The following is an 18765-nucleotide window of genomic DNA, read 5'->3' as shown; positions in this document are numbered from 1 at the left end:
CTTGCTCTAGTAATTACAGATACTAACCAACCAACATTCAACAAGATTGTACGGTTACAAGGAGTTCCAATGACCATGATTAAGAAATGTTTATTTCCCGTTGCAGGCTATGGCACCCGCTTTTTACCCGCTACCAAGTCTATGCCTAAAGAAATGTTGCCCATAGTAAACAAGCCTTTGGTTCAATACGGTGTAGAAGAAGCGGTAGCTGCAGACATGAGCGACATGGCCTTTATTACTGGCCGGGGTAAGCGCGCAATTGCCGACCACTTTGATATTAGTTATGAACTGGAAAACGAAATTGCTGGCACCAGCAAAGAAGAATACTTAAAAGAAATTCGTCACTTGGTCGATCACGTAGACTGTACCTTTACTCGCCAGAAGAAAATGATGGGCCTTGGCCACGCAGTATTGTGTGGTGAAACCTTAATTGGCCAAGAACCCTTTGGCGTTGTGCTAGCTGATGACTTGTGTTTTGGTGATGATGGCGGCGTACTGGCGCAAATGACCAAACTTTACGAGCAATTCCGCTGCTCGATTATTGCAGTGATGGAAGTACCACGAGAAGAAGCGCACAAATACGGGGTTATTGAAGGCGAAGCACTGCGTGATGACTTATTCCGAGTCACCTCAATGGTAGAAAAACCAGCTAAAGGTGAAGAGCCATCAAACCTCGCGGTAATTGGCCGTTACATTCTAACGCCGGATATTTTCAGCCTAATTCGTGATACTAAACCAGGTAAAAATGGCGAAATTCAACTTACCGACGCACTCCTTACTCAGGCCCAAAATGGCTGCGTAATGGCTTACAAATTTAAAGGTAAGCGATTTGACTGCGGTAGTGTTGAAGGTTTTGTTGAAGCTACCAATTACTGCTTCGAGAACCTTTACGGCAAGTAAGTGACTCACTCACTGCGTCAGTTAAGCGACTGGCGCAGTATTTTCTACAAACATCGGCTGCGGGTTAAAACCCATATGTACTAAAGGGTAACCGGTGTAACGCTCTGGCCGCTTCCACAATACTTCAAAACGATGCCTTAAATAAAAGCTAAAGGCTTCAGCATTATCGGCAAATAAATGTAACTCTAATCGCGAACGTAAGCTCTTGGCCAACTCTAATAACTGCGAGCCAATTCCCCTGCGCTGCCAGCACGGCGCAACAAACAGAGCAATAAGTTTGCTTTCTACCAAGGCTAAAAATCCACATACTTGGCCTTCTACTTCAGCCACCCACACTTCCGCTTTATATTGATACAAGCGCTGCAAAGCATCTTGGCGCTCCCACCAATACTTGCTAGGTAGAAAATCGTGGGCACGTAAACTGGCAGACAGCCAAATCTCGCCTATATCTTCGTAATCGTTCTGCTCTGCTGTTCGCAGGGTTAAACCTGCAGCATTAGTAAAAGAGTTCAACGAGTAAAACCATTACTGTTCATCCAGACCAACAGTATGGTAACTAACAAAAGATCTCGGTGTGAATTAGATCGAATTTTGTACGCTTGAAAACGATGAAGATCACAGCCTACTAACAAAAATGGCGCATTAACTAATCAAAAATTCTTAGCAAGACAATTACAGCAGACTAAAGCTCTAGCGACACAATATTCGTAGAATCTCTGTTCAACTAGGATGATAATCAATAAATATCAATCACTTATTAAAAAGCTAACCATTAAACCTTAAATGTTTTTGTTTAAGAACCGAGGTTTTCTGGTATCGACTTCGATGAATAATGAGAGCCAAAAATCAGCAACTCAGAGTTATTGCGCTCGTTTAAAACTGCACACGCCTGTCGCACTTTGCGAGACTTGGCACTCGGTCACTAAGATCTGTTTTAGCTCGACACGAGCTCTTCGGAGCCGCGCTTTGGTCGCCGCTAAACTCAAGCCATTCTCTTTGGAGTATTGAGCTTGCGTCATGCCATTTAAATCGCAGAACTCAATAACATGCCGATGATGGCTGGAGAGTTTAGGTAAAACTCGAGGCAAGCAGCTTTGCAGCTGTTCCATTACCGGCAAGATCTTATCTACCGTTTCTAAGTCATCAATGTCTTCAATTTCAATCTTGCGGCGCCAATGATCGATAAACTGATTTTTGGTCACTTTAAACAGCCAAGATTTGCCATCTTTTAGTGAGCAAAAGCGCTCACTATTACGCATTGCTTTAAGAAAAACCTCTTGCATTATATCTTCTGTTTCATGCTGACTTTGTGTCTGCTTTAACAGCCAGTTATAAAGCAGAGATTCAGATTGTTGCCACGCTTTCATTAAGCATTTCATTATCAAACCTTAGAGGAAAATTACGCAAGCAAACGCTTAAAGCAAAGTTCTTTAGAGCTGAGTGCTAGCCCAGCATCTGTTGAACCTGCTCAATTGTAGGAACAGAGCCTGCGTGTTGTATAATACCATCCACTGCCACCGCCGGAGTAGTCATTACTCCTGCCTTCATGATATCTTCAAATCCCGTCACCTTCTCAACCTCAATTAGTAAGCCAAACTCTTGAGCGACTTGAGTAATTCGTTCCGCAGTAACTACACAGTTTTTACAACCTGAACCATACACTTGAACTGTTTTCATTTATTTCACCATTTTGTTGTTAGTAATATGCATTGAATAGCCATCCCACTATTGAGATAGCAACAAATAGATAGCCGGTTATCCAAGCCAATAAGCGGTATTGCATCACTTGTTTGAGCATCATGTATTCAGGCAAACTCACCGCGACAGCCCCCATGCAAAATGCCAAAGTCGTTCCTAATGGCATGCCTTTGTCTATCAACGAGGCCATTATGGGCACTACTCCAGAAGCATTGGTATAAATAGGAATTGCACTGAGTGTTGCCAACGGCACTGTCCACCACTGCCCATCGGACAGGTTTAGCTCAAACCACTGAGCGGGTATAAAGCCGTGAATAAATGCGCCAATGCCCACACCTATAATTACCCACTTCCAAATGCGTTTTACAATTGTGCTTGTTTCATTCACTGCATATTGATGGCGCTGCTGATAGCTCGATGCAACATAACTATTTTGGGTATTGGCTGAACAACCGCTTTCATCTTGTAAATAAGCTTTAGCCAGAAACGGCTGAAGCCAACGATGGGCTTTCAATATGTCTAACAATAGGCCAGCCAAAACCCCCAAACTTAATCCTATAACGATATACATGACCGTAAATCTTAGCCCAAGAATGCTTCCTAGCATGATGACTACAACCTCATTGATTAAAGGAGAAGTGATCAAAAAAGCTAAGGTGATGCCAATAGGAATTCGCGCAGACACAAATCCCATAAAAAGCGGAATAGAACTACAAGAACAAAAAGGCGTAATAGCGCCAAACACGGCTCCGAGAACGTAACCAACTCCCCGATTTTTGCCCTGTAGGTAATCTCGAACTTTCTCGGTACTCAGTGCTGCGCGGATAAAGGAGATGAAATAAATTAACACCACTAGTAGGCTCAGAATTTTTGTGGTGTCTTCAATGAAGAAATGCAAACCGATAGCTAGCGAAGAGTCAGCTTCCAAGCCCATAAGTGAAAATACTAAGTAATCCGCCAATCGTGTGAAAACGTCAAACATTCCTCTCCCCTAACAAAAATAAAGTACCTCTATTAACGACACGAGTGAGTCAGCAAAAGGATACTTATTAATGTTAAGGAAGGGCTGTAACATCCCATTGGAGGGCAAAAGCTTATATCTCAAACGGGCAAGCAACTGGACTTGTATTTAGACTATATCTATCGGTTTACCGGGATATAGCGGCCAAATATAGTTGGCCACTAACAACAAAGAATAAAGCTCTCTATACCTCTAATATCTAATTAAAAAACACCATTTGAGTTAGCGATATCGCCGCCGCTAATAAGGGAGTATACCCGCATGGAAAAATCGAGTGCTTGAATTGAATCCCAATGTTCAACGATTCGGCCCTCTTCGATGCGCCAAGTGTCGATTATATTCATTCCTTTTTGGTCATTTCCCCTGTCTTCCTTCTCTAAGGTGGCATGAGAGTGAAAAATCACATAATCACCATCAACGTAAATATGTTTAACATCGTATGTGTAGTCTGGGTAATCTTCGACAAACTCTTCTAAGAAGCTGACCAGACCGGTTACTTTGTCAGGTAAATTTCTGTTGTGCTGCACATAGGCACTATCGTTGTAGTGCTGCATAACGTAGTCAAAATTATGGTTATTCATAAGGTTTTGCACAAAATCGCTTATTAACTCTGCATTGGCTAACTCTTGTTCTGTCCAACTGGCTTTCTTAAGTGAAGGTAAATCGATAATCAAAGTGTCTTTTGACTGGGCAAGTGCCATTGTGCTCACGAACAAAAGAATAAACGAACTAAGTACTTTAAACATGGCTGACTCCATTAGTTGCTGCGCTAAATAAGTATACATTGATAACCATGGTAATTATTAGTAACCTACAAAACAAGAAGGCACTAAATGCTTAGTTAGGCAGTTTTTGGTAACCAGTACCTAGGTTGTGTAAATGGAAGGAGTGATTAAAGTGGTAGAAAAAGCAAAATCAACAAGACGCACTTTTTACAACGATGCGAGCTGCCCGGTGCGTAATGTTGTGGCACAAATCGGTGATAAATGGTCTCTGCTTATTCTCTTTGCCTTAGTAGATGGAGCAGATCGATTCAATGCGCTTAAATCTAGAGTAGAAGGTATTTCTCAACGAATGTTAACCCAAACTCTGCGAGATCTAGAGCGAGAAGGTTACGTGAATAGAACGGTATACCCTGAAGTACCAGTAAGAGTTGAATATGCACTAACAACAATGGGTAAGGATCTGGTTAAGCCCTTATACAAGTTGGTATCTTGGGCTGACGAGCATCAAGAAGAAATTAATCGCGCCAGAAAAGAATATGATGAAAACCGATAGCGATTCACACCGCTGTTAGCAGCTAAACCTAGCTGCTAAACCGGCCAGCGCTAAGCACGCTGGCAAGTTTAAACTCTACTGATGAATAAGGGCTAGTTAACTTGGTATCTCAATAAAACTTGATTATCGAGAACCACGTTTGTTGACCAAATAAAGCTCGCTCCCGCGCCACTAAACTTGTCGATAAAGTTCATATACGCTTTTTTGTTGTTTACCCCAATTTCATCTTCTGAATACAAACTCGCCTGTGGCCACGCACTCGCGTCAAACTCTTTAGCCATCCAGTTACTTGGCGCTTCCCAATGCACGGCAAAAGCATCTTGCCCATCATCAGTGCCTTGCGTTGTGCAACTATCAGACAAGCGCTTGCCTGCAACTTCATTTAAGCAGCTAAGGTCATATATTGGCGATGTGTAATAAGTTTGAGCTTGCCAGTCTGCATTGGTGACAGTTCCATCGCTAAAGCTAGCAATAAAGCCACCATCGCCAGGATGGAACGCTTTACCTCGATTATTCTCGGAGCCTAGCCCTAGGTTCTCTTCCCAATCAATCACTTTAACGGCAATAGTGTAGGGTTTACTGACCTTAAATTTCACGATACTGGAGTTAAATGGTGTGAAAGGCACTGTATCAACGGCGATCAGCGTGCCATTAATATAAAGTTCAAAGTAGTTGTCAGCAAAGATATAACCGGTTACTTCTTCTCCTTCTGGATCAACCACTACCACTGGAACAGAGTCTTGATCTATTTCAGCGATGCTATTAGGAGTAATATTCGCGCACTCTTCATATAAATCAACGGCCTTCGTTGCAGTAGCATAGTTATTGCTCGCCGGGACCGTCCAAGATTTACCCGTCGAATCAGTCACTTCACCTATACCAGCAACTCGACTGCGACCGTTTTTGCACGCAAAAATATTAGCTTCTACGGTTTTTGCAAAGCCTTGAGTAATGCTACCCGAGCCTCTGTAGTTGCTAGTGTCTTTAGCAATGGCGAAGGATGATATTAAAAGCAGCGTGATGAGCAGTGTTGCTGATGAAAACCTTGTATCTCGTTGAGCTCTATTGTTCATATTTCCTGCCACGGTAGTGCATTGTGTTCATAAGCTTAGCCGCGAAATGATTACTACACAAAGGGATAAAAACTAAAGGTAGAATATGAATAGAGAAACAACTTAATCTGTAAGTAACCAATGCAATCCAAAGTAACAGCTTGTTTGTTGGTGTAGAACCAAAGCCTCAAATAGATTGGATACAGTCGATACCTCGCCTATTAACAAGGTATCGACATGGAAAACTTGCTTTAAAGAAGCAACCAGCGAATAAGTTTGCGATTAAAACTTAAGGTAAGACGGTTATTGATGTGATATCGCAAAAGCTTTCATATTGGCGAGTTTGTGCTTTTATTTTCACCTTATCATCACTACCCGTTAACTGTTCTAGCAATGCAGCGTACTCATTATATTTAGGGTGTTCACTCAATAGATAAAGACCACCTTGACTTGCAGGGCAACTATTAATGCTTGGGGCTGGTAATACCGCCACCAGCAAACCTTGCTTTACTTCTTCTACACCAGCTATTCGCATTTGAGAGGGCAAATTAGCCAGCTCAGCCTGCGCCAGCGATGCCCATAATAGTGAGGCAACCACCATAACTTTTTTTATCATTTCACTCTCTCACAGTAAGGGGCTTGAATAATCTTGTTGAACCTTAGTTTACGCTTCGTTAGCCGAGAAAAGCTAAGTATTAACTGCGATTTTGCTAATAACTTCACAGCAAGCTCATTAAATGACAAATTTGTTCGTGAACTTCATTCAACACAAACACACTCAATCATTCTTTAACTATGTGGTTAGCATCAAAGCCCTCAAAAAAAACCGAAATCCCCACTGACAAGATAAGCAGTTTTGGTAGAATAGCGCCCCAAATTTATTAAAGAGCTATTCCGTTATGTGGTTTAAAAATCTAATGTTGTTTCGCATTACCAAAGAGCTAGAGCTCGAGCCAGAGAAGCTAGACGCTACTTTAGGCGAGCTAAGCTTTACCCCTTGCGGAAGCCAAGACTTAAGCAAATTTGGCTGGGTGACCCCCATGGGTAAATTTGGCCAAAGCTTAACTCACGTTATCGGTAACGAATATCTAGTCTGCGCTAAAAAAGAAGAAAAGATGCTACCTGCATCGGTTATTCGCGACACCTTAGCCGACAAAATTGAGCTTATCGAACAAGAGCAACAGCGCCCGTTAAAGAAAGCCGAGAAAGATGCCCTTAAAGAAGAAATCGTGATGACTCTTCTACCTCGCGCATTCTCACGTACCAGCCTAACCTACGCTTGGGTAAGCCCAGACAACAACTTAATTGCGGTTGATGCCGGCAGTGCTAAAAAGGCTGAAGAAGTGATTTCTTTATTACGTAAATCTTTAGGCAGCCTGCCTGTTACACCCATTAAATTGGCTAATCAGGCTGACGTAACCATGACCGACTGGTTAAACGAAAAAGCCATTCCAGCCAACTTTGAACTAGGTGAAGAAGCCGAGCTACGCAGCGCCTTAGAAGGTGGCGGTATTATTCGTTGTAAAGAACAAGATTTGTTTAGCGACGAAATCAAAGTGCACTTAGATGCCGATAAGTTTGTGACCAAGCTAGAGCTTACCTGGGCTGACTCAATTCGCTTTTTAATTAGCGAAGACATGAGCATTAAAGGGGTTAAGTTCACCGATACCATCACCGAACAAAATGAAGACATCGATAAAAGTGATGTAGCGGCACGCTTTGATGCTGACTTTGCCCTAGCCAGTGGCGAGCTCACTAAGATGATCCCTGATTTAATCGCAGCCTTAGGCGGCGAATTAACCAGCTAAGTCCTCACAGTTACTTACCTATTTCACCAACCATTAACATAGTTTCAGATACTTGCTAAAGGTTGGTGATTTTTTAAGCAAAACCATTGCAAGCCCCGCTCGCTAAGCGTAAAATGCGCGCCCTTATTGTGCTGCTCGCAGCCTTCCTCAATGATTCGACTAAGACCCGGAGCTTTGATGTTTACACCTGAACTACTGTCACCTGCTGGCACCCTAAAAAACATGCGTTATGCCTTTGCCTATGGCGCCGACGCGGTATACGCGGGCCAACCTCGTTACTCGTTACGTGTACGTAATAACGAGTTTAACCACGAGAATCTTGCCCTAGCGATTAACGAAGCGCATGCGCAAGACAAAAAACTCTACGTGGTAAGCAATATTGCCCCGCATAACGCTAAGTTAAAAACTTACCTGCGCGATATTGAGCCAGTAATCGCCATGAAGCCAGACGCCTTGATTATGTCTGATCCAGGCATGATTATGATGGTGCGCGAAGCCTTCCCCGATCAAACTATTCACTTATCGGTTCAAGCCAACGCAATTAACTGGGCTACGGTTAAATTTTGGCAGCAACAAGGTGTAGAGCGAGTGATTTTGTCACGCGAACTATCGCTAGACGAAATCGAAGAAATTCGTATGCAAGTGCCAGAAATGGAACTTGAAGTATTTGTACATGGCGCATTATGCATGGCCTACTCTGGCCGCTGTTTGCTGTCGGGTTACATTAATAAGCGCGATCCAAACCAAGGGACTTGCACTAACTCGTGCCGCTGGAAGTACAACGCCCACGAAGCCAAAGAAAACGAAGTAGGCGATATTATCGCTGCCCAACCGCAAGTGGTTGAACCTACCTTGGGTGCAGGCGCGCCAAGCGACCAAGTATTCTTACTGCAAGAGCAAGGCCGCCCTAACGAGTACATGCCAGCCTTTGAAGATGAGCACGGCACTTACATCATGAACTCAAAAGACTTACGTGCTATTCAACACGTAGAGCGCTTAACTAAAATGGGTGTGCACTCACTTAAGATTGAAGGCCGTACTAAGTCTTTCTACTACTGTGCGCGTACAGCCCAAGTGTATCGCCAAGCGATTAACGATGCTGTAGCTGGCAAGCCCTTCGACCCAAGCCTAATGGGCACGCTAGAAAACCTAGCCCACCGCGGTTATACTGAAGGCTTCTTACGCCGCCATACGCATGATGAGTACCAAAACTACGACTATGGTTATTCGGTAAGCGATACCCAACAATTTGTGGGTGAAGTGGCAGGTCGCAACCAAGCAGGCCTTGCCGAAATCACCGTTAAAAACAAATTTGTACTGGGTGATACGCTGGAGCTAATGACCCCGCAAGGTAACCTTAACTTCAAACTAGAGCACCTAGAGAACAAAAAAGGTGAGCTAATTGACGATGCTAAAGGCAGCGGCCATACGGTATTTTTACCGGTGCCAGAAAATGTAGATTTAGAGCACGCACTTATAATGCGCAACCTTCAATCTGGCCAAGATACCCGCAACCCGCATCAAGCTGCAGAAGTTAAGGCTTAAACATGGCCTTGCTAATCAGCAAAAAATGCATCAACTGTGATATGTGCGAGCCAGAGTGCCCCAACCAGGCTATCTCTTACGACGGCATTATCACAGTGATTGATCCAGAGCGCTGCACCGAATGCAAAGGCCATTACGATCGCCCTACTTGCATAGATGTCTGCCCTATTGACTGCATTGCCGTAGACCCAGCGCATAAAGAAAGCGAAGAGCAACTTTACGATAAGTTTGTAGCCTTGCATGGCGACATGCTAATTGCCAAAGGCTCTGCTTAGCGCTTTAAAGCTCGATGCTCAAACTAACAAGCCGCAGCCACAAACTGCGGCTTTTATTTATCAACTACACATGGCAGACAATAGACTCACTTCCACGTTTCTAACCCTTTACGTATTAAAAAGCTGAACTAACCCACCTATCTGCCCATGATTTTTCTATCTTTGGCTGGGCAAAAAACACTGTAATGATATACAGGAACCTGTGATTGCATACTTTCATGCTGATGTTTTTGTTATTTTTCGAGCTAGGTGGCTGATGTAGCCTAGGAAAGGTGATAGCCTTGGTTTTATCAAATGTATGATAAGAGGAAAAATTCCGTGTTTAAACAAGGAAATTTTCCTATTAATAAGCAGTTATGTGTCAAAGGGGATTTAGTGCCACGGAAAGAAGAATCTCTAGCTTCCAGAATCAAGGAGCATCAAAAGTTCAGGAAGCAAAGTGAAGCCCGGGTTACTTCTGGCAAGAAGCTGCTAATGGTGATCCTGGTTCTCTCCTGTTTACTTACTTGGTACGCCTACGAGTTCTGGAAACTTGGGTTGGGTCTAGCTGTGATAAGTAGTGGCAGTACCTTGATTGAATACTGGAGCTATAAAAAGCATGACAGGGCTCTCTCTGAACTCTCCAAGCATCAAGACACATAACAAGCCGCACAACAAAAACGCCCACGAACAGCGTGGGCTCGGACTCGCTGCCGCTCGCCTGTTTGCGGAGCGTTAGGGTAATTATGAACCGAAGCACTATATACATTATCACCGTACTTATATTTGGAGTTGGCAAAGGAATGGCTCAAGAAGAATCAAGGATCGATGTAAATCAGGCAGTTGAAAATCCGGCGTTGGTTGCGGCATTGGATCGTGTTGCTCGAGAAAGTTCAGATGCTGCCAAAGATGAGTTACTAAAACAGCTTTTGAAGGCAAATTATCTAGCTGCAGTGTTTACTGATGGTCTCAAGTTATCATCTGATGGCGGCAATTATCAATCAGTAGAAAAAGGCAGTACCTTAGGGTTTTTATCTACTGAAAGTGAGGGCAAGAATTACTTGGTTTTATTCACAGACTGGAAGGCTCTAAGTCAATATACAGATAAGAAGGTCTCTGGGTGGGCATTACATAGCAACAATGTATGGTTATTTGCTCTTCAGGGCAGTACATATGATGGCGTGGTAATTAACCCTGCACATAATGCACTTCCTCTAGAGCGCCCCATGCTCGAATATTTGTCACAACATGCGAATCAATTACCCTAACAAAGCGTTTAAGAGCGACTCCGTAACGCAGCGTTATTTGAAATGAAACGTACAGAAGCTATAAAAAAGATAAAGCATTCTTTAGCTACTTGTGAACCGCAGATAGTCACTCCAGCGGGTACAACATATGAAGAGCATGTTGAACGCCTATCAAAAAAATTACTCACCGAGGTCATTGATCCTGTGCGCGTAAAAGTGGCTTCCACAATCATCCGGGGCGGTGATTTCGAAAGGTATCGCGACTCTGAGGTGTGGGCAATTTCTAAAGGTGCTGGTGGCTGGTTATTAACCATTGCAGGCTCAGATGATTTTGCTCTTGGCTTTGGTGAAGATATTCAATCAATTAAGATGCACGGTTGCTCCTCAAATGATGCGTTAGGAGAGTGGTGTGCTTAGAACTGCACATATCAAGCGTGTGTTGTCGCCCTTCGGACTGGGAATGCTTCCGCTTCGCTTCAGCATCCCCAAACACGGGCGTTAACTGTATTACGGAGAAAGTACGATGATTACAATTAGAGAGTATGTTGAGTCGGATGCTCAAGTACTCTGGGATATTCACTTTTACACGATCCGCAATGTTAATCTTCGTGATTACTCCCAAGAGCAAGTAGAGGCTTGGGCTCCAAAGCGTCTTGATTTATCAGTTTGGAAAAAGCGGATGACGGGATTAGCCCCATTTGTTGCTGAGATAGATAACGTTATTGTTGGTTATACTGATTTACAACCAAATGGGTTAATTGACCACTTCTTTTGTCATCATGAATATCAAGGACAGGGTGTGGGTAAAGCTTTAATGTCTCATGTATTTAGCGTGGCAGAGCAACGTGGTATTCAGCGTCTATATTCTGAAGTGAGTATTACAGCCAGACCGTTTTATGAATACTTTGGTTTTAAAGTTGTTCAAGCTCAAGAAATGGAAGTTCGTGGTCAAAAACTAAGAAATTTCATTATGGAAAAATACCGTTAACAAAACATTTTAGAGTGAATCGCAACGCTTGCCGTTTTCGCTTCGCTCAAAGTATAGACAAGCGCCACTCACACCTTATTGGGGCGTGACTACCAGGTAAAATCATGTCGAAACCAATAGAAGTTCGTACAGCCAAATCAGGCGATGCCAATGACACGGCTACTATTTATCTTGAGTCTCGTAAAGAACGGGTTGCTTTTGCGCCAGTGGTCCACTCTGACGAAGAAGTACATTCTTGGATTAAGGAACACCTGATACCCAGTGGTAGAGTGCTTGTGGCTGAATTAGAGGGTAAATTAGTTGGTATGTGTTCCCTATCAGAAGCAGAGGAAGTTGACTGGATTGACAACTTGTACCTCAAGCCATCTGAGGTTAGAAAAGGGATCGGCACGGCTCTTTTACGAGAAGCATTAGCTCGAGTTGGTAGACCATGCAGACTATATACTTTTCAGGAAAATCGAGCAGCGAGACAATTTTATGAAAAGCAAGGGTTTGAAGCGATTGAATTTAGTGATGGCTCGGCGAACGAAGAGAGCGTTCCCGATGTTTTATATGAACTTGTTTAAGACGGTACACATCAAATAAAAAGGGCTCCACAAGGAGCCCTTTGGTTAGTTATAGCTTGCGCTTATACATCGAAGCGATCGGCATTCATTACTTTAGTCCAAGCGGCAATAAAGTCTTTGGCGAACCTTTCTTTATTGTCGTCTTGAGCATAGAACTCTGCATAAGAACGCAGTACTGAGTTAGAACCGAACACCAAATCAACTCGTGTTGCTGTCCATTTAACTTCTCCACTAACACGCTCACAAATGTCGTAAGAGTTTCTACCCGTTGGCTTCCAAGTGTTAGCCATATCGGTAAGGTTTACGAAGAAATCATTGCTTAGTGTGCCAACTTTGTCGGTAAACACTCCCGCTTCAGAACCCGCATAATTGGTGCCTAATACTCGCAAACCACCAATTAGCACGGTCATTTCTGGCGCAGTTAAGCCCATTAACTGAGCGCGGTCGAGCAGTAACTCTTCTGCGGTAACCACATAGTGCTTCGGCAAGTAGTTACGAAAACCGTCAGCTTGTGGCTCCAATACTTCAAAAGACTCCACATCGGTCATCTCTTGGCTTGCGTCGCCTCGGCCAGCCGTAAACGGTACAGTCAAATTTAAACTCGCTGCTTTAACAGCTTGTTCAACACCCACATTACCAGCAAGTACAATTACATCGGCAAGGCTTGCACCAGTATCTGCAGCAATTGCTTCCAATACAGTTAATACTTTAGCCAATTTTTCTGGCTCGTTAGCTTGCCAATCCTTTTGCGGAGCTAGGCGGATCCGCGCCCCATTGGCTCCACCACGTTTATCAGAGCCACGATAAGTACGGGCGCTATCCCATGCTGTAGCCACCAATTCAGCTACGCTTAGGCCGCTATCAGCAATGCGTTGTTTTACTGCATCTACATCATAAGATGTTGAACCTGCAGGAATAGGATCTTGCCAAATAAGGTCTTCGGCTGGAATATCTGGCCCTACATAAACAGACTTAGGCCCCATGTCACGATGGGTTAATTTGAACCAAGCTCGCGCAAAGGTTTTAGAGAAGTACTCTGGGTCATTCTTAAAGCGCTCAGAAATCTTGCGATACTCTGGGTCTACTTTAAGCGCCATATCCGCGTCGGTCATTACCGGGTTATAGCGAACACTTGGGTCTTCAACATCGGTAGGTTTGTCTTGCTCTTTTATATCTACAGGCTCCCATTGAACAGCTCCTGCAGGGCTTTTTGATAACTGCCATTCATAACCAAACAGCAACTCAAAATAGCCATTATCCCATTGGGTTGGATGGGTAGTCCATGCTCCTTCGATACCACTAGTAACGGTATCTCTGCCGATGCCACGCTTGCTATGGTTATTCCAGCCTAAGCCTTGTTCTTCAATGCCCGCGCCTTCTGGCTCTGCACCCAATAAAGAAGCGTCGCCATTACCATGACACTTACCTACGGTATGACCACCAGCAGTTAAGGCAACAGTTTCTTCGTCGTTCATCGCCATACGTGCAAAAGTAGTACGCATATCTTGAGCTGTTTTAAGTGGGTCTGGCTTGCCATCTACGCCTTCTGGGTTTACATAGATCAAACCCATCATTACTGCAGCCAATGGGTTTTCCAAATCACGTTCACCAGAGTAACGCGACCCTTCTCCGCCACTTTCTGCTAGCCATTCTTTTTCAGCCCCCCAATAAATGTCTTTTTCTGGGTGCCAAACATCTTCGCGTCCGAAAGCAAAACCAAAGGTTTCTAAGCCCATTGATTCATAAGCCATATTACCCGCTAGCAGCATTAAATCGGCCCAGCTAAGCTTGTTGCCGTATTTCTTCTTAATTGGCCATAATAGGCGACGTGCCTTATCTAAGTTGGCATTATCTGGCCAAGAATTTAACGGTGCAAAACGCTGGCTACCACTAGCACCGCCCCCGCGGCCATCTGCAACACGATAGGTACCAGCCGAGTGCCAAGCCATACGAATCATCAAACCACCATAATGCCCCCAATCTGCTGGCCACCAGTCTTGGCTGTCGGTCATTAAGGCTTTTAAGTCTTTTTTTAAGGCTTCTACATCAAGGGTTTTGAGCGCTTCGCGATAACTAAACGCCTCACCAAAAGGGTTGGTTTTAGTATCATGCTGATGAAGAATATCTAGGTTTAGTGACTTGGGCCACCAACTCATATTTGCCGCTTGTGGTGTGGTTGCCCCACCATGCATTACTGGGCACTTTCCAGCAGAACTATCGTTGCTCATATTCATTCCTTAATTATCGCGTTTACACTGTTTTTGTATCGGCTTTACCAAAAGCCGTGGACTAATTTTCGACTCAAGATAAAGCGTATAACCTTATCGTTGAGCTAGCCAATTTGTATAAACTATCGCAGCAATAAGCGACAGTAACCTTACAATAAACATGGTTATTAATTGTTTTAACTCAAAACAATTATGGAGAACTAAGAACTTTACAAAACTTTACTTTGTGATGAGCAATTAGAGCGCAGAAACAACAATTGTTAGACCAAAACTTGTGCAACTGAGGTAGTTTAGAATATGCCTAAACTTGCTACCACGCTGGGTAAACTTAGCGCTAATAAATTAACGCTAGAAACTAGGCGAGTGACTGGAAGTTAGGCTGAAACAACAGGGCTATCAGGCTTCAACTTATGGCTAATAGTAGATCAAGCAACGTAGCTATGTTGCTTAATAGAGAAGAAAGGTATTCATTGAGCTAGTGTACTCTTCAAGTTAATACATCAAGCTTTAAGGGTTGAGAAAGATTGAACTCAGGCAAACAACGGCACAATTAGTGGACAAAGCATCGCACTAAAAGTAGCACTGAGCACTAAAGCTAAGGCGCCATAAGCTCCTTGTTGATGCCCCTCTTCAGCAATACGGGCAGTCCCTAAAGCGTGACAGGCCGTGCCCATGGCAATGCCTTGTGCTTTGCTCGAGTGCACACCACATAATTTAAGTACCGGTATCCCAACCACCGCTCCCACTAAGCCAGTTATCAGTACAGCAATAGCCGTCAATGCAGGCTCACCAGCCACTTGTTCGCTAATTAGCACCGCAATAGGCGTAGTGACTGATTTGGGTGCTAAAGACGCCGCGATTTCTGGCGGTGCCCCAACCACCAGCGCCAAGCCAACTGTAGTAGCAATAGCCACAACTGCCGCTACAACAATGGTAATAGCAATACGTGGTAGTTCTGCTTTTATATCGTATAACTGCTTATATAAGGGAACACCTAAGGCAACCACTGCCGGCTCTAGTAGCTTACTTAGCCACCCACTATATTGATTGTAATCGTCAAAAGAGATGTCTAATGCCAACAAACTAACCACCAATATGCTCAAGGTAATTAGAACGGGATTAAGCCAGGTAACCGAAAAACGTTGCTGTAGATGTTTTGCAGCAATGAACAATCCAATGGTTAGCGGCAGGTAAAGAAAATTCACCATTATTTTGCCTCCCCGTCTACAGCTTGTGGCTGGGTAGCCTTAAGCTCATGCTTGTGCTCCCAGTGTTGGTAAGCTTTACCAACCACTACCAGTAAAATCAGCGTCGCCAAAGCACAAGTAAGCAACATTGCAGGTAAAGCCTGTAATAAAGTTTCAATATGCTCTACTAAGCCAATACTAATAGGTACAAACAAAAGTGACATCCAGCGGACAAATTGATTAGCAGTTCGCTCTACCCAAGCCAGTTTAATCCAGCGAAACTGTAAGGCTATAGTTAACAGCAGCATACCCACAATGCTTGCAGGGAGAAGGTTTCCGCTAAGATCGCTTAACCAACGACCAGCCCACAACGCAGCGTAAATCACCGCTAATCCAGAGGCCATTTCTAGAACAACTGATTTCTGAAACTTTCTCATAACTCTTGTCGACTTTTGTTATTCAATGACGCTATTATGTAATAAAATTACAAAACAAGCTATCATTAGCTAACATTGTTTTAGGAGACGCTATGAAGATTAGTTTTTTCAGCGCTAAGCGCTACGACCGCGAACATTTTGATGCCCAAAATACATCTTCAGCTTTTAGCATCGAGTATTTCGATACCGCCCTCTCGGCAAAAACTGCCCGCTTAGCCCATGGCGCTGATGCGGTATGCGCCTTTGTAAATGACGACTTGTCTGCTGCAACTTTGGAAGCCTTAGCCGAACACGGGATCCAACTTATACTGTTGCGCTGTGCTGGCTTTAACAATGTTGATCTCGCCAAAGCAGAGCAACTAGGCATTACCGTTTCACGCGTACCGGCTTACTCGCCGGAAGCGGTGGCCGAACATGCCATCGCGTTGATGATGACCTTAAACCGTCGTATTCACAAAGCCTACCAACGTACCCGCGATGCCAACTTCTCTTTAGAAGGTTTAACCGGCATGAACATTTTTGGTAAAACTGCTGGAGTAATAGGCACCGGGAAAATCGGCTTAGCTACCGCGCGCATACTCAAGGGTTTTGGTTGCCGAGTCATTGCTTTTGACCCTTACCCAAATGACGCAGCTAAAGAGCTAGGCATAGAGTACGTAAGCATGGCAGAGCTACTGGCGCAATCAAACATTATTACCTTGCACTGCCCGCTTACCCCTGAGAATACTTACTTAATTGGTAAATCGGCCTTTAGCCAGATGAAAAAAGGCACGTTGCTGATCAACACGAGTCGCGGCAAACTGGTAGATTCCACGGCCTGTATTGAAGCACTAAAAGATGGGACATTAGGCGGCTTAGCTTTGGATGTGTATGAACATGAGAAAGAATTGTTCTTTGAAGATTTATCCGCCGAAGTCATTTTAGATGACGTATTCCGCCGCTTGTCAGCTTGTCACAACGTTATCTTTACTGGTCACCAAGCCTTTTTAACCCAAGAAGCCTTGCAAAGCATTGCCGACACCACCTTGCTAAACGCCAACGCATTTAGCCAAGGGCAACGTAACGGCAATGAAGTAACCGCTGAAGTGATAGATAACAGCTAATCTAGATTTTGGTGAAATACCAAAACAAACCATAAACTAAAGGCAGCATAAAGATGCTGCCTTTTTAGACTTTGAGTGGAATAGCTAGATCTTAACCTGCCGTGCGCTCACTTTTACGTTTTCCGCTATATATACACATGGCCGAGTTGTAGTCGTTGTAAGCCACTGCATAGTTAAAATCGCAATAGTAAGCCGGCTCTTTAGTAGCAATAGCGTCACCCGCCTTACATTGCCCGTCTAAACCTTCTACAAGGGAGCTACCACGTGCTCCCATGCAAGCCTGCCTGGTAGGCGTAGCTTGAGAATTGCATCCGCTCATTGCCAAAATACTAATGATTAATAGTACTGCTTGTTTCATTAAAATCCCTATTTATCAAATAAAAGCAAAGCTACTTTAGCAACAAAAAAGAGCTACAAATAGGAGCTAAATCAATAAGTTAATTTAGTGATTAAAGGGTGTTCAATTCTCTTATTAATGTCCTGACAACAAACACTGCTCCCTTAGCCAACTATGAGCAGGATCATTTGTACGCGAGGGGTGCCAATACATTTTCACCACGATTTGCTTAGGTAAAAAATCAGCGTCAAGAGATTTCAGGCCAAAGTGGCGGCAATGCTGCGAGGCTAAACGTTCGGGTAAAATCCCCATGCAATCACTTTGGGCAATTAGCGGCAGCATATCCATAATACCACTAGCCTGCCAAGCTACTCTCCTTTCAGATAGGCCCACTATCCCCATATCTCCCAAGTAACCAAGTTTTTGTTCTGGTTGGGAGTGAATCACATGTTGTTCACGCAAGTATTTTTCAAGATTAATCTCGTTAGCCCCAACCCTTGGGTGTTGGGCTCGACATACCACAACCAGCTTGTCTTGCATCACAATTTGCGAGCGCAAATTGGGGTAGCGATTTGATTCAGCTTCAATCAGCAGATCACATTGATGAGTGCGTAACAGGCTGACCATATCTTGCCCAAACAAAGGTTCGGTCTTTACCGAGGCCAAAGGAGCTTGCTCAAATAACCGTTTTGATAACTGCGGAAATAGGGTAAAGCTAAATACACTTAAAGCAGCAATAGTAAACTGACGTTGGCAATTCGCCGGATTAAAATGGCGTTGCTCTGGCAACATGTGAGCAATGCTTTCTACCGAATTAGCTAAAGCAGGGTATATATCCATGGCATAGGGTGTGGGCTCTACTCCGTGGCTACCGCGAGTAAATAAATTGTCTTTAAAAATATCACGCAAGCGAATCACACTTTGACTTACCGCCGATTGGCTAATGCCCAAACGTTTTGCAGCTTTACTGTAATTTCGCTCTTCCACTATTGCCACAAAAGTAGGAATTAAGCTGTAATCTGAATGCTTCATAAATTAATAAACTTAGTTTTTAACTGCCAGATATTAGATAGCTTATATCACATATCAGCAAAGCGATAATGCTTTGGCGTAGCC

23 protein-coding genes are annotated in these 18765 nt (G+C 43.8%); 11 read left to right on the top strand and 12 right to left on the bottom strand.

The annotated features are described in order from the left end of the window. The first annotated feature begins 75 nt into the window (after window positions 1-75). Window positions 76-900 (top strand): UTP--glucose-1-phosphate uridylyltransferase GalU, encoded by an 825-nt coding sequence (gene galU / locus OV592_RS07645; RefSeq protein ID WP_040307170.1) that lies wholly within the window; start codon window positions 76-78, stop codon window positions 898-900. 21 nt (window positions 901-921) lie between these two features. Here galU and OV592_RS07640 read toward each other — a convergent pair whose 3' ends face one another. From OV592_RS07640 to OV592_RS07620, 5 genes are all read right to left on the bottom strand, one after another. After that, window positions 922-1413 (bottom strand): GNAT family N-acetyltransferase, encoded by a 492-nt coding sequence (locus tag OV592_RS07640; RefSeq protein ID WP_016401775.1) that lies wholly within the window; start codon window positions 1411-1413, stop codon window positions 922-924. Window positions 1414-1760: 347 nt separating this feature from the next. Then, complete coding sequence (locus OV592_RS07635) at window positions 1761-2279, bottom strand: sigma-70 family RNA polymerase sigma factor (RefSeq protein ID WP_406610972.1); 519 nt, start codon at window positions 2277-2279, stop codon at window positions 1761-1763. A 64-nt stretch (window positions 2280-2343) separates the two neighbouring features. Beyond that, window positions 2344-2577, bottom strand: coding sequence for a thioredoxin family protein (locus tag OV592_RS07630; RefSeq protein ID WP_406610971.1), 234 nt, complete (start codon window positions 2575-2577; stop codon window positions 2344-2346). Window positions 2578-2596: 19 nt separating this feature from the next. Then, window positions 2597-3580: a permease gene (locus tag OV592_RS07625; RefSeq protein WP_406610970.1), complete on the bottom strand. Its 984-nt coding sequence runs from the start codon at window positions 3578-3580 to the stop codon at window positions 2597-2599. A 242-nt stretch (window positions 3581-3822) separates the two neighbouring features. Next, a complete protein-coding gene (locus OV592_RS07620) occupies window positions 3823-4365 on the bottom strand; it encodes a nuclear transport factor 2 family protein (RefSeq protein WP_406610969.1) in 543 nt (180 codons plus the stop codon). 133 nt (window positions 4366-4498) lie between these two features. Between OV592_RS07620 and OV592_RS07615 the strand changes: the two genes are divergently transcribed. Beyond that, window positions 4499-4897 carry a winged helix-turn-helix transcriptional regulator gene (locus OV592_RS07615; protein WP_406610968.1) on the top strand — a complete coding sequence of 133 codons (399 nt, stop codon included), beginning with the start codon at window positions 4499-4501 and terminating at the stop codon, window positions 4895-4897. A gap of 92 nt (window positions 4898-4989) precedes the next feature. On the opposite strand, the gene OV592_RS07610 is transcribed toward OV592_RS07615, so the two are convergent. Next, window positions 4990-5970, bottom strand: coding sequence for a hypothetical protein (locus OV592_RS07610; RefSeq protein WP_406610967.1), 981 nt, complete (start codon window positions 5968-5970; stop codon window positions 4990-4992). 268 nt (window positions 5971-6238) lie between these two features. Further along, complete coding sequence (locus OV592_RS07605; protein WP_406610966.1) at window positions 6239-6565, bottom strand: hypothetical protein; 327 nt, start codon at window positions 6563-6565, stop codon at window positions 6239-6241. A gap of 283 nt (window positions 6566-6848) precedes the next feature. Here OV592_RS07605 and rdgC point away from each other — a divergent pair, with 283 nt between their 5' ends. The 8 genes from rdgC to OV592_RS07565 all read left to right on the top strand — a co-directional run bounded on the left by rdgC (window position 6849) and on the right by OV592_RS07565 (window position 12357). After that, a complete protein-coding gene (gene rdgC / locus OV592_RS07600) occupies window positions 6849-7757 on the top strand; it encodes a recombination-associated protein RdgC (protein WP_016401780.1) in 909 nt (302 codons plus the stop codon). A 177-nt stretch (window positions 7758-7934) separates the two neighbouring features. Continuing rightward, window positions 7935-9302, top strand: a complete 1368-nt coding sequence (gene yegQ / locus OV592_RS07595) for a tRNA 5-hydroxyuridine modification protein YegQ (RefSeq protein WP_016401781.1) — start codon at window positions 7935-7937, stop codon at window positions 9300-9302. Window positions 9303-9304: 2 nt separating this feature from the next. After that, window positions 9305-9577 (top strand): YfhL family 4Fe-4S dicluster ferredoxin, encoded by a 273-nt coding sequence (locus OV592_RS07590; protein WP_152781432.1) that lies wholly within the window; start codon window positions 9305-9307, stop codon window positions 9575-9577. 318 nt (window positions 9578-9895) lie between these two features. After that, on the top strand, window positions 9896-10219 hold the full coding sequence (locus tag OV592_RS07585) for a hypothetical protein (protein WP_406610965.1): 324 nt from the start codon (window positions 9896-9898) through the stop codon (window positions 10217-10219). A 140-nt stretch (window positions 10220-10359) separates the two neighbouring features. Then, window positions 10360-10824: an SseB family protein gene (locus OV592_RS07580; RefSeq protein ID WP_406610964.1), complete on the top strand. Its 465-nt coding sequence runs from the start codon at window positions 10360-10362 to the stop codon at window positions 10822-10824. A 42-nt stretch (window positions 10825-10866) separates the two neighbouring features. After that, on the top strand, window positions 10867-11220 hold the full coding sequence (locus OV592_RS07575; protein WP_406610963.1) for a hypothetical protein: 354 nt from the start codon (window positions 10867-10869) through the stop codon (window positions 11218-11220). A 106-nt stretch (window positions 11221-11326) separates the two neighbouring features. Continuing rightward, window positions 11327-11791 (top strand): N-acetyltransferase family protein, encoded by a 465-nt coding sequence (locus OV592_RS07570; RefSeq protein ID WP_406610962.1) that lies wholly within the window; start codon window positions 11327-11329, stop codon window positions 11789-11791. A 104-nt stretch (window positions 11792-11895) separates the two neighbouring features. Further along, window positions 11896-12357, top strand: coding sequence for an N-acetyltransferase family protein (locus tag OV592_RS07565; RefSeq protein ID WP_406610961.1), 462 nt, complete (start codon window positions 11896-11898; stop codon window positions 12355-12357). Between the two features lie 62 nt (window positions 12358-12419). Here the strand turns inward: OV592_RS07565 and katG are convergent, their stop codons facing one another. The 3 genes from katG to OV592_RS07550 all read right to left on the bottom strand — a co-directional run bounded on the left by katG (window position 12420) and on the right by OV592_RS07550 (window position 16209). Continuing rightward, entirely contained in the window at window positions 12420-14585 is a 2166-nt protein-coding gene (katG, locus tag OV592_RS07560; RefSeq protein WP_406610960.1) for a catalase/peroxidase HPI, read from the bottom strand. Between the two features lie 530 nt (window positions 14586-15115). Next, complete coding sequence (locus OV592_RS07555) at window positions 15116-15793, bottom strand: LrgB family protein (RefSeq protein ID WP_406610959.1); 678 nt, start codon at window positions 15791-15793, stop codon at window positions 15116-15118. Beyond that, window positions 15793-16209 (bottom strand): CidA/LrgA family protein, encoded by a 417-nt coding sequence (locus tag OV592_RS07550; RefSeq protein ID WP_406610958.1) that lies wholly within the window; start codon window positions 16207-16209, stop codon window positions 15793-15795. Before OV592_RS07550 ends, OV592_RS07555 begins: the two co-directional genes overlap by 1 nt. A 92-nt stretch (window positions 16210-16301) precedes the next feature. Here OV592_RS07550 and OV592_RS07545 point away from each other — a divergent pair, with 92 nt between their 5' ends. Then, complete coding sequence (locus OV592_RS07545; protein WP_406610957.1) at window positions 16302-17312, top strand: 2-hydroxyacid dehydrogenase; 1011 nt, start codon at window positions 16302-16304, stop codon at window positions 17310-17312. A 91-nt stretch (window positions 17313-17403) separates the two neighbouring features. Here the strand turns inward: OV592_RS07545 and OV592_RS07540 are convergent, their stop codons facing one another. Beyond that, window positions 17404-17670, bottom strand: a complete 267-nt coding sequence (locus OV592_RS07540) for a hypothetical protein (protein WP_406610956.1) — start codon at window positions 17668-17670, stop codon at window positions 17404-17406. A 114-nt stretch (window positions 17671-17784) separates the two neighbouring features. Next, window positions 17785-18681 (bottom strand): LysR family transcriptional regulator, encoded by an 897-nt coding sequence (locus OV592_RS07535; protein ID WP_406610955.1) that lies wholly within the window; start codon window positions 18679-18681, stop codon window positions 17785-17787. Window positions 18682-18765: the final 84 nt, after the last annotated feature.

Origin of the sequence: Agarivorans sp. JK6 (assembly GCF_045277145.1) — a bacterium.
Taxonomy (GTDB): domain Bacteria; phylum Pseudomonadota; class Gammaproteobacteria; order Enterobacterales; family Celerinatantimonadaceae; genus Agarivorans; species Agarivorans albus.
The sequence above is the reverse complement of the archived record's forward strand: the minus strand, read 5'-3'. Positions and strand labels throughout refer to the sequence as shown.

What these genes read in the sequence shown, in the direction of transcription:
- galU (WP_040307170.1), top strand. Translation starts at nt 76, where the DNA reads ATGATTAAGAAATGTTTATTTCCCGTTGCAGGCTATGGCACCCGCTTT.
- OV592_RS07635 (WP_406610972.1), bottom strand. Translation starts at nt 2,279, where the DNA reads ATGAAATGCTTAATGAAAGCGTGGCAACAATCTGAATCTCTGCTTTAT.
- OV592_RS07630 (WP_406610971.1), bottom strand. Translation starts at nt 2,577, where the DNA reads ATGAAAACAGTTCAAGTGTATGGTTCAGGTTGTAAAAACTGTGTAGTT.
- OV592_RS07625 (WP_406610970.1), bottom strand. Translation starts at nt 3,580, where the DNA reads ATGTTTGACGTTTTCACACGATTGGCGGATTACTTAGTATTTTCACTT.
- OV592_RS07620 (WP_406610969.1), bottom strand. Translation starts at nt 4,365, where the DNA reads ATGTTTAAAGTACTTAGTTCGTTTATTCTTTTGTTCGTGAGCACAATG.
- OV592_RS07615 (WP_406610968.1), top strand. Translation starts at nt 4,499, where the DNA reads ATGGAAGGAGTGATTAAAGTGGTAGAAAAAGCAAAATCAACAAGACGC.
- OV592_RS07610 (WP_406610967.1), bottom strand. Translation starts at nt 5,970, where the DNA reads ATGAACAATAGAGCTCAACGAGATACAAGGTTTTCATCAGCAACACTG.
- OV592_RS07605 (WP_406610966.1), bottom strand. Translation starts at nt 6,565, where the DNA reads ATGATAAAAAAAGTTATGGTGGTTGCCTCACTATTATGGGCATCGCTG.
- rdgC (WP_016401780.1), top strand. Translation starts at nt 6,849, where the DNA reads ATGTGGTTTAAAAATCTAATGTTGTTTCGCATTACCAAAGAGCTAGAG.
- yegQ (WP_016401781.1), top strand. Translation starts at nt 7,935, where the DNA reads ATGTTTACACCTGAACTACTGTCACCTGCTGGCACCCTAAAAAACATG.
- OV592_RS07590 (WP_152781432.1), top strand. Translation starts at nt 9,305, where the DNA reads ATGGCCTTGCTAATCAGCAAAAAATGCATCAACTGTGATATGTGCGAG.
- OV592_RS07580 (WP_406610964.1), top strand. Translation starts at nt 10,360, where the DNA reads ATGGCTCAAGAAGAATCAAGGATCGATGTAAATCAGGCAGTTGAAAAT.
- OV592_RS07575 (WP_406610963.1), top strand. Translation starts at nt 10,867, where the DNA reads ATGAAACGTACAGAAGCTATAAAAAAGATAAAGCATTCTTTAGCTACT.
- OV592_RS07570 (WP_406610962.1), top strand. Translation starts at nt 11,327, where the DNA reads ATGATTACAATTAGAGAGTATGTTGAGTCGGATGCTCAAGTACTCTGG.
- OV592_RS07565 (WP_406610961.1), top strand. Translation starts at nt 11,896, where the DNA reads ATGTCGAAACCAATAGAAGTTCGTACAGCCAAATCAGGCGATGCCAAT.
- katG (WP_406610960.1), bottom strand. Translation starts at nt 14,585, where the DNA reads ATGAGCAACGATAGTTCTGCTGGAAAGTGCCCAGTAATGCATGGTGGG.
- OV592_RS07555 (WP_406610959.1), bottom strand. Translation starts at nt 15,793, where the DNA reads ATGGTGAATTTTCTTTACCTGCCGCTAACCATTGGATTGTTCATTGCT.
- OV592_RS07550 (WP_406610958.1), bottom strand. Translation starts at nt 16,209, where the DNA reads ATGAGAAAGTTTCAGAAATCAGTTGTTCTAGAAATGGCCTCTGGATTA.
- OV592_RS07545 (WP_406610957.1), top strand. Translation starts at nt 16,302, where the DNA reads ATGAAGATTAGTTTTTTCAGCGCTAAGCGCTACGACCGCGAACATTTT.
- OV592_RS07540 (WP_406610956.1), bottom strand. Translation starts at nt 17,670, where the DNA reads ATGAAACAAGCAGTACTATTAATCATTAGTATTTTGGCAATGAGCGGA.
- OV592_RS07535 (WP_406610955.1), bottom strand. Translation starts at nt 18,681, where the DNA reads ATGAAGCATTCAGATTACAGCTTAATTCCTACTTTTGTGGCAATAGTG.